Source organism: Methyloceanibacter sp. (assembly GCF_035650995.1).
Lineage (GTDB): Bacteria > Pseudomonadota > Alphaproteobacteria > Rhizobiales > Methyloligellaceae > Methyloceanibacter.
In genome coordinates, this window is sequence record NZ_DASRGO010000073.1 from 1 (window position 1) to 9,425 (window position 9,425).

Below are 9,425 nucleotides of genomic sequence, written 5' to 3' on the forward strand. Positions count from 1 at the left end.
ACACCACGAATTTGGATATAGACGCCGCGTTCAAGGCAGCCATCGATCTGATCGATGCTGCGCTCCGCCATGCCGGGCAGGCCGTTTGAGGCTCCTGCCCATTTTGCATTGGCGCACCACTTTTCGAGGTTTTCCGCGGGAAAGCGAGCGGAGCCGGGGTGGCCGTGAACGGGCCGCCTGGCTATGCAACGCTCCCGTGGCCACAATCGGCCGTTACCCGTGCATGGGGGCAACGGCGAAGCGAGGAACGGAGTTATGATGCGATGGCGAGTAGGAGCCTAGATGATCGAGCCGCAGACTAGCGTAAGCCATCCGAGCCGCGACGAGTTCGCGGCTCTCCTTGAGGAGTCGCTCACCGGAACCGCGCTCCAGGAAGGCAGTGTCATCAAGGGCACCATCGTTGCCATCGAGAAGGACGTGGCCGTCATCGATGTCGGGCTCAAGACCGAGGGCCGCGTTCCATTGAAGGAATTCGGCGTTCCCGGCCGCGCCCACGGCCTTTCCGTTGGCGACGAGGTCGACGTTTATCTCGAGCGCGTCGAGAACGCGGCCGGCGAGGCGGTGCTGTCGCGCGAAAAGGCGCGCCGCGAGGAGAGCTGGACGAGGCTCGAGGAGAAATACAAGGCCGGCGAGCGCGTCGAGGGCGTGATCTTCAACCGCGTCAAAGGCGGCTTCACCGTCGATCTCGACGGCGCCGTAGCCTTCCTGCCGGGAAGCCAAGTGGACATTCGCCCGATCCGCGATATCGGCCCGCTGATGAACGTGCCGCAGCCGTTCCAGATCCTGAAGATGGACCGCCGGCGCGGCAATATCGTCGTCTCCCGCCGCTCGGTGCTGGAAGAGACGCGCGCCGAGAAGCGCAGCGAGATCGTGGCCCGCCTCGAAGAGGGCCAGGTGATCGAAGGCGTGGTCAAGAACATCACCGACTACGGCGCCTTTATCGACCTCGGCGGCATCGACGGCCTCCTGCACGTCACCGACATGGCGTGGAGACGCGTCAACCATCCGTCCGAGATCGTCAATGTTGGCGACACGGTGAAGGTGCAGATCATTCGCATCAACCCCGAGACCCAGCGTATCAGCCTCGGCATCAAGCAGCTCGAGGCCGATCCGTGGCAGGGCATCGCCGCCAAATATCCGGTCGGTTCCCGCTTCAAGGGCACGGTCACCAACATCACCGACTACGGCGCCTTCGTCGAGCTCGAGCCGGGCGTTGAAGGCCTGATTCATGTGTCGGAGATGAGCTGGACCAAGAAGAACATCCATCCCGGCAAGATCATCTCGACGAGCCAGGAGGTGGAAGTGCAGGTGCTCGAGGTCGATCCCGACAAGCGCCGCATCTCTCTCGGCCTGAAGCAGACCCAGGAGAATCCGTGGGTCGCCTTCGCCATGAACCACCCGCCCGGCTCCGCCATCGAGGGCCAGATCCGCAACATCACCGAGTTCGGCCTGTTCATCGGGCTCGAGGGCGGCATCGACGGCATGGTGCACCTGTCCGACCTCGACTGGTCGAAACCCGGCGAGGAAGCGCTCAAGGAGTACAAGAAGGGCGACACCACTAAGGCCGTGGTGCTCGAAGCCGACTCCGAGAAGGAGCGCATCAGCCTCGGCATCAAGCAGCTCCAGGCCGATCCGTTCGCCGCCGGCGCGCCGTCGGCCAAGCTCAAGAAGGGCATGCGCGTCACCTGCGAGGTGCTCCAGGTCAAGGACAACGGCCTCGAGGCCAAGCTGATCGATCACGACCTCACCACCTTCATCAGGCGGTCCGATCTGTCGCGCGACCGTTCCGAGCAGAGGCCCGACCGCTTCGGCGTGGGCGAGAAGTTCGACGCGGTGGTCACCCAGGTCGATCCCAAGGCGCGTAAGGTCTCAGTGTCGATCAAGGCGCTCGAGATCGCCGAGGAGAAGGAGGCCGTCGCGCAATACGGCTCGACCGACTCCGGCGCTTCGCTCGGCGACATTCTGGGCGCGGCCTTGAGCAAGGCGAAGGGCGAGGAAGCCGACGAGACGCCGGCCAAGCCCAAGCGCAAGCGGGCCGCCAAGGGCGATGCCGACGAGGACACAGGCGAGTAGGACGGCGAGGCGTTCCCTTAAGCGGCGCCGCGCCCTATTCCTCCGAACGTCCGGTTGCGTGAGCGAGGACTCATGACTCTCGACGCCGTCAGCGTGGTCGACCGCCGCCGCCTCAAGCGGCGGCTCACCGCTTGGCGCATCGCCGCCGTCTTGTTTGCCGTCCTCTTCTTCGGCGCTCTGCTTCTGAGCGACAAGAACGTTTCGGGGTCGGCCGGCTTCTTGCCTCATATCGCCCGCATCTCGATTTCGGGCATCATCACCGACGACCGCAAGATGAACGAGCTGTTCGACAAAGTCGCCAAGGCCGATCAGGTCAAGGCGGTGATCCTCGACATCAACAGCCCGGGCGGGACCACAACCGGAGGCGAGGCGATGTACGACGCGATCCGGCGGCTTGCCGAGAAGAAGCCGGTGGTCGCCGTCTGCGGCACGCTCGCGACCTCGGCCGCCTATCTCGTTGCGCTCGCCACCGACCGCGTCTTCGTCTACGGCAACACCATTACCGGCTCGGTCGGCGTGATCTTTCAGTGGGCCGACGTGACCGAATTGCTGCATACGCTCGGCATCAAGGTCGAAGAGGTGAAGAGCGGCCCGCTCAAGGCGGTGCCGAGCCCCTTCGAGCCGGCCGACGAGAAGACACGCGCGCTGTCCGAGGAGATGGTGCAAGAGGCCAAGACCTGGTTCGTCAATCTGGTCGCCGAGCGCCGCAAGATCGATCCCGCCGCCGTCCCCGGGCTCACCGACGGGCGCATCTATTCAGGGCGCCAGGCGGTCGATCTCAAGCTCGTCGATCAGATCGGCGATGAGCGCGATGCCAAGACGTGGCTGAGCAAGGAGCGCAATGTTCCCTCGGGACTCAAAGTCGTGGATTGGAAGCCCGAGAGTGAAAGCTCCGGTCTGTTCGGCTGGCTATTCCAATCGGCCGCGGGCTTGGCGGGAATTTCCGCCGGGAGAATTGCCGGACTCCTCGGCCAAGTCGCGTCAACCCTCAAGCTTGACGGTCTTGTTTCCGTTTGGCACCCTGCCGGAAGCTAGCGGGGCAGGGCGCGGCGGAGACCGCGCCCAGAGTGGGGCGTCTCATGATCAAGTCGGAATTGATTCAGAAAGTCGCGGCCGCCAATCCACACCTCTTCCATCGCGACGTCGAGCGCATCATCAACATCGTGCTCGACGAGATCACGGGCGCGCTCGCCCGTGGCGATCGGGTGGAGCTGCGGGGGTTCGGCGCCTTCACGGTCAAGCATCGGGCCGCGCGACAGGGGCGCAATCCCCGCACCGGCGACACGGTCTTCGTCGAGGACAAATACGTGCCCTTCTTCAAGACCGGCAAGGAGCTGCGCGAGCGGCTGAATCCCTCCTGAAGCCGCGGGCTTAGCGGGTGGCTCGGAGCCGCGGATTCGATCTTAGGCAGTCTCTAGGAGCGGCCCTTGTGGCGTAAGATCGCCATCGGATTCATCGTGGTCCCGCTCGGCGTGGTCCTGGTCGCGCTGGCCGTGGTCAACCGCGCGCCCGTCCGGCTTATTCTCGACCCCTTCGGCGGCCTCGACCCTTCCGTCTCCATTGAGGCCCCCTTATTCCTGCTTCTCCTCGGCGTCTTCGCCCTTGGGCTGATTGTGGGCGGCATCGCTACCTGGTTCACGCAAGGGAAATGGCGGCGCATGGCTCGCGAAGAGTCCCGCCAGGCGCGCGATTGGCGCCGCCAAGCCGACCGGCTCGAGAGGGAACTGGAAAGCCTCGATTCGACCCGCGTCCGTGCCAAGCTCCCGGCCGATTAGCCGGCCGAAGTCAGAAACTGGAAACCAGAACGGCGAAGATTGGCCATTATCGGGCTTCCAACGCTCAATTTCTCACCTCTGATTTGTGCAGTGCGGTAGACTTTAACCCTTGAATTGCATAGGGTGACGGCCGCGTGGGCCTTAATCGCGCCCCCGACCCCTCACCTTAAGAGCGAGACGTGCCGGTCAAGGTCAAAATCTGCGGCGTGCGGACGCCTGCCATCATCGAGGAATCGGCGAGAGCCGGCGCCGACTTCGTCGGCCTCGTGCTGTTCGAGAAAAGCCCGCGCCATGTCGAGCTCGAGGAAGCGCGCGTGCTCGCGGCAATCGCCCGCGGCAAGGTCAAGACCGTGGCCGTTCTGGTCGACCCCGACGACGCTTTGGTCGTAGGCGTAGCCGAACGCGTCCGTCCCGATCTTATCCAGCTTCACGGCAGCGAGACCCCCGAGCGGGTTTCCGCCGTCAAGGCGATGACGGGTCTTCCCGTCATGAAGGCGATTCCTGTCGCCGCCGCGGCCGATGTCGGCCGCGCGGGCGATTATGCCGGCATCGCCGACTACATCCTGTTCGACGCCAAGGCTGCGCCCGATGCGCCGCTTGCCGGCGGCAACGGCGTTCCCTTCGATTGGCATGCGCTCATCGGCGCCAAGGCTCCATTCGCGCTGTCCGGCGGTTTGACCCCCGAGACGGTCGGCGAAGCGATCAGGGTGACGGGCGCTTCCCTCGTCGATGTCTCTTCAGGCGTCGAGCGCGCGCGTGGCGAGAAGGACGCCAAGCTTATCGTGAGCTTCATCACGGCGGCCAAAGCGGCGAGCCCCGAATCTCGGGCCAAGGCATCATGAGCACGCGGACCGAACAACTGAACACCTACCGCGCCGGCCCCGACGAGCGCGGCCATTTCGGCATCTATGGCGGCCGCTTTGTCGCCGAGACGCTGATGCCGCTGATCCTCGATCTCGAGCGCGCCTACAACGAGGCCAAGGCCGATCCGTCGTTCCGGGCGGAGATGGACGCCTATCTCGCGACCTATGTCGGCAGGCCCTCGCCGCTCTATTTTGCCGAGCGCCTCACGGAGCACTGCGGCGGCGCCAAGATCTACTTCAAGCGCGAGGAGCTCAATCACACCGGCGCGCACAAGGTGAATAACGTGCTTGGCCAGATCATGCTGGCCAAGCGTATGGGCAAGAGGCGCATCATCGCCGAGACCGGCGCCGGCATGCACGGCGTCGCAACCGCCACGCTGTGCGCGAAATTCGGGTTGCCGTGCATCGTTTACATGGGATCGGTCGACGTCGCGCGGCAGAAGCCCAATGTGTTGCGCATGCGGATGCTGGGCGCCGAAGTTCGCCCCGTCGAGTCCGGCTCCAAGACCTTGAAGGATGCGATGAACGAGGCGTTGCGCGATTGGGTCGCCAATGTCCATGACACCTTTTATTGCATCGGCACGGTGGCTGGACCCCACCCCTATCCCGCGATGGTGCGCGATTTCCAATCCGTCATCGGGCGGGAGACGCGCGAACAGATGCTCGAGGCGGAAGGGAGGCTGCCGGATTCGCTCGTCGCCTGCATCGGCGGCGGCTCGAACGCCATGGGCCTGTTCCATCCCTTCCTCGACGAGCGGGGCGTCGAAATCTACGGCGTCGAAGCGGCCGGGCACGGGCTCGATAGCGGCAAGCACGCGGCCTCGATCGCCGGCGGCAGGCCGGGCGTCCTGCACGGCAACCGCACCTATCTGCTGATGAACGAGGACGGCCAGATCGAAGAGGCCCACTCGATCTCGGCAGGGCTCGACTATCCCGGCATCGGGCCTGAGCATGCATGGCTCAACGACGTGGGTCGCGTGACTTTCCTCTCGGCGACTGACGACGAAGCGGTGGCGGCCTTCCAGCTTTGCAGCAAGCTCGAGGGCATCATCCCGGCGCTCGAGCCGGCGCATGCGCTCGCCCGCGTGCTCGACATCGCGCCCAAGAAGCCGAAGCACCACCTGATGGTGGTGAATGTCTCGGGTCGGGGCGACAAGGATCTCGATTCGGTCGAGCGCTATCTGAGTGCCAAGGCCAAAAGTTCGAACTGACGCGGCGAGATGAAACAGACGCGCATAGACAAGAAATTTGCCGAGTTGAAGCGCGAGGGGCGCGCAGGGCTGGTCGCCTTTATCACCGCCGGCGACCCCGACCACGACACGTCTCTCACCGTGCTCAAGGGCCTGCCCAAAGCAGGCGCCGACATCATCGAACTCGGCATGCCGTTCTCCGACCCCATGGCCGACGGGCCGGCGATCCAGGCCTCCTCGCAGCGGGCGCTTGCCGCCGGCCAGACCATGAAAAAGACGCTCGCCATGGTGAGCGCCTTCCGCACTGCCGACGCTACCACCCCCATAGTGCTAATGGGCTACTACAACCCCATATATGTCTATCCGGTGGATCGCTTCGTCGCCGATGCCGCCAAGGCTGGAGTTGACGGTCTGATCGTGGTCGACATGCCGCCAGAAGAGGATGCCGAGCTTCGCCCGCAAGCGAGCGAAGGAGGCCTCAATTTCATCCGGCTGGCCACCCCCACGACCGACGAGAAACGCCTGCCGGCCGTGCTCGCGCATACTTCGGGCTTCGTCTACTACGTCTCGATCGCGGGCATCACCGGCACCAAGGCCCCGGACCTCGCCGAGGTCGCCGCTCATGTCGGGCGCATCAAGGCGAAGACAAGCCTGCCCGTCGCGGTCGGCTTCGGCGTCAAGAGCGAGGAGCAGGTGAGCGCGATTGCGCGGATTGCCGATGCGGTCGTGGTGGGTTCGGCGCTGGTTAACGCCATCGCGGAGAGTCTTGACGGCAAAGGGCGCGCGACGAATGCCACCAAGGGGCAGGTCTTAGGCCTGGTGTCGCGCCTGGCTGGGGCGCTCCGTCACCCTGCCGAGGCTGCCGCGCTTTAGTCGAGATACGATGCGAGTGTTGGTGTCTTTGAGAGTTTTGTAGAGCCGTGAACTGGATCAATAGCGTCGTCAGGCCCAAGATTCGCAATTTCCTTCGCAAGAAGGAGATGCCGGAGAATCTTTGGGTCAAATGCCCCGAGACGGGGCAGATGATCTACTACAAGGACCTGGAGGCGAACCAGTTCGTCGTTCCGGGCTCCAACTACCATATGCGCATGTCGGCGCAGGCTCGGCTCAGATCGTTGTTCGACAATGGCGAATACGAGACCCTGTCGCTGCCTGAGGTGCCGCTTGATCCGCTTAAATTCCGCGACGAGCGCCGCTACACCGACCGGCTCAAGGATGCCCGCAGCAAGACCGGGCTCAGCGACGCGATCCTCGCCGGAGCAGGTCAGCTCGAAGGCCAGAAGATCGTCGCCGCGGTTCAGGATTTCGAGTTTCTCGGCGGCTCGCTCGGTACGGCCGCGGGCGAAGGCGTGATCGCCGCCATGCGCACCGCGGTGAAGCGCGGCACGCCGTTCATTCTGTTTGCGGCCTCGGGCGGCGCGCGCATGCAGGAGGGCATCCTCTCGCTCATGCAAATGCCGCGCACCACCGTCGCCGTGCAAGAACTGCGCGAGGCGAGGCTCCCCTACGTCGTGGTGCTGACCCATCCGACAACCGGCGGCGTTACGGCGTCCTACGCCATGCTGGGCGACATCCATATCGCCGAGCCCGGCGCTCTGATCGGCTTTGCCGGCCCGCGCGTCATCGAACAGACGATCCGCGAGCAACTCCCGAACGGCTTCCAGCGTGCCGAATATCTCCACGATCACGGCATGGTCGACATGGTGGTGCATCGCCACGCGCTCCGCGGCACGCTCTCCCGCATTTGCAACCTGCTCACCCGCCGCAGGCCGGGCAAGGAAATCGCCCTTCCCGAAGAGATCGACGGCAAGATGACGGCCGGGAAAGCGCCGCCCAAGGCCATCCATCTAAGCGGCAATGGGCTCGACAGAACCACCGACGACGACGAAGAGGCCTTGACGGGAAGCGTCGGCAATGGCGCTAATCCCACTCCGCCTACCAACTGATCGACCGGCTTCAAGGCCTTGACCACTCTTCCCCACAGCGCCGGGCGCGCGTCGCCTCGCCCGAAGGGCTCTTCGAGCGAAACCTTGCTAGAGCGCCTGAAGAAGCTGCACCCCCAATCGATCGATCTTTCGCTCGGGCGCATCGAGCGCCTGCTTGCGGCGCTCGGCCACCCGGAGGAGAAGCTGCCGCCGGTCGTTCATGTCGCCGGCACCAACGGCAAGGGCTCGTTCCTGGCCTTCTTGCGCGCGATCGCCGAAGCGATGGGCAAGGGCGTGCACGTCTACACCTCGCCCCACCTCGTCGATTTCCACGAGCGCGTCGTGCTTGCCGGTCCCCATGGCGCAAGCCCGATCAGCGAGGATTATCTCGTCGATTGTCTCGCCCGCGCCGAGGCCGCCAATGGCGGCGAGCTGATCACCTTGTTCGAGATCACGACCGCCGCCGCCTTTCTCGCCTTCTCCGAGACGCCGGCCGATCTCCTGCTGCTCGAGACCGGACTTGGCGGCAGGCTCGATGCGACCAACGTCGTCGCGAAGCCGTTGCTCACCGCCATCACGCCGATCTCGATCGACCACGTCTCCTTTCTCGGCGACACCATCGCGGCGATCGCCGGCGAAAAGGCCGGCATTCTCAAGCCGGGGGTGGCGTGCGTGGTTGGGCGCCAGGAGCGTGAGGCGCTCGAAGTCATCGAGCGGAGGGCGGCCGAAATCGGCGCGCCGCTCCATGTCGCCGGACGCGACTTCGACGCCTTCGAGCAGCAGGGGAGGCTCGTATTCCAGACCGACTCGCGCCTCATCGACCTTCCTTTGCCGCGATTGAAGGGTCGTCATCAGATCGACAACGCCGGCAATTCGATCGCGGCCGCGGCCATCATGTTCGGCGAGGCGCTCAACCTCCGCGCGCTCGAACACGGGTTGACCCATGCTCAATGGCCGGCGCGGCTCGAGCGTCTCGCGGCAGGCGCGTTGCATGCCTATGTGGCCGACGGCACGGAGATCTGGCTTGATGGCGGACACAACGCGGCCGGAGGCCAGGTCATCGCGCATGCGCTTGCCGAGCTCGACGAGCGCGTGCCTCGCCCCGTTCACCTCGTTTGGGGCATGATGGAGACCAAGGATGCGCACGCCTTCATCGCCCCGTTCAAGGGCCTGGTCGAGCGCATCTATACGGTGCCGATTCCCGACGAGCCGAACGCCTTCAGCGCCCGTGAGCTCGCCGCCATCGCGAGGACGGAAGGTTTCGACGTGGTCGAAGCCGACGGCATACCCGACGCGCTTACCCGCTCGCGCCTATCGCTGAAAGAACCGGCGCGCGTGCTCATCTGCGGCTCGCTCTATCTCGCCGGCCACGTGCTCAAGCTGCACGGCTAGTCGAGCATCGGCAGGTTCGCGCAGATCAACTTGCCGCGAACCGCATCGAGAACGAGATAGCCATCGATCGGACTCTCGGGCTTGTTGACCGGCGCCTCGACATGGATATGGAACTGCCAGACCGGCTTCTTCACGTCGCCGCACGCTCGCGTCTTGCCGTCCTTGAGCAGCTCCCCGCCGACGATGGCCTTGGATACGTCTTCCATC

General features: G+C 64.8%; 10 protein-coding genes. 9 read left to right on the forward strand and 1 reads right to left on the reverse strand.

The window, feature by feature from the left end; translation table 11 throughout:
* Window positions 1-282 precede the first annotated feature (282 nt).
* The 9 genes from rpsA (at window position 283) to VFB18_RS05980 (ending at window position 9,218) form a co-directional block, all read left to right on the forward strand.
* Window positions 283-2,073: a 30S ribosomal protein S1 gene (gene rpsA, locus VFB18_RS05940; protein ID WP_324972191.1), complete on the forward strand. Its 1,791-nt coding sequence runs from the start codon at window positions 283-285 to the stop codon at window positions 2,071-2,073.
* A 72-nt stretch (window positions 2,074-2,145) separates the two neighbouring features.
* Window positions 2,146-3,108 (forward strand): signal peptide peptidase SppA, encoded by a 963-nt coding sequence (gene sppA, locus VFB18_RS05945; protein ID WP_324972194.1) that lies wholly within the window; start codon window positions 2,146-2,148, stop codon window positions 3,106-3,108.
* Between the two features lie 44 nt (window positions 3,109-3,152).
* Entirely contained in the window at window positions 3,153-3,434 is a 282-nt protein-coding gene (ihfB, locus tag VFB18_RS05950) for an integration host factor subunit beta (RefSeq protein WP_324972196.1), read from the forward strand.
* 66 nt (window positions 3,435-3,500) lie between these two features.
* Window positions 3,501-3,848: a LapA family protein gene (locus VFB18_RS05955; RefSeq protein WP_324972198.1), complete on the forward strand. Its 348-nt coding sequence runs from the start codon at window positions 3,501-3,503 to the stop codon at window positions 3,846-3,848.
* 179 nt (window positions 3,849-4,027) lie between these two features.
* Window positions 4,028-4,690, forward strand: coding sequence for a phosphoribosylanthranilate isomerase (locus tag VFB18_RS05960; RefSeq protein ID WP_324972201.1), 663 nt, complete (start codon window positions 4,028-4,030; stop codon window positions 4,688-4,690).
* Window positions 4,687-5,922, forward strand: a complete 1,236-nt coding sequence (gene trpB, locus VFB18_RS05965; protein WP_324972204.1) for a tryptophan synthase subunit beta — start codon at window positions 4,687-4,689, stop codon at window positions 5,920-5,922. Before VFB18_RS05960 ends, trpB begins: the two co-directional genes overlap by 4 nt.
* A gap of 9 nt (window positions 5,923-5,931) precedes the next feature.
* Entirely contained in the window at window positions 5,932-6,774 is an 843-nt protein-coding gene (trpA, locus tag VFB18_RS05970) for a tryptophan synthase subunit alpha (RefSeq protein ID WP_324972207.1), read from the forward strand.
* Between the two features lie 47 nt (window positions 6,775-6,821).
* Entirely contained in the window at window positions 6,822-7,847 is a 1,026-nt protein-coding gene (accD, locus tag VFB18_RS05975; protein WP_324972210.1) for an acetyl-CoA carboxylase, carboxyltransferase subunit beta, read from the forward strand.
* Window positions 7,848-7,931: 84 nt separating this feature from the next.
* Complete coding sequence (locus VFB18_RS05980) at window positions 7,932-9,218, forward strand: folylpolyglutamate synthase/dihydrofolate synthase family protein (RefSeq protein ID WP_324972213.1); 1,287 nt, start codon at window positions 7,932-7,934, stop codon at window positions 9,216-9,218.
* On the opposite strand, the gene VFB18_RS05985 is transcribed toward VFB18_RS05980, so the two are convergent.
* Window positions 9,215-9,425, reverse strand: a 211-nt coding sequence (locus tag VFB18_RS05985) for a hypothetical protein (protein WP_324972215.1), incomplete at its 5' end; no start/stop codon positions are given. The two genes, VFB18_RS05980 and VFB18_RS05985, sit on opposite strands and share 4 nt — an antisense overlap.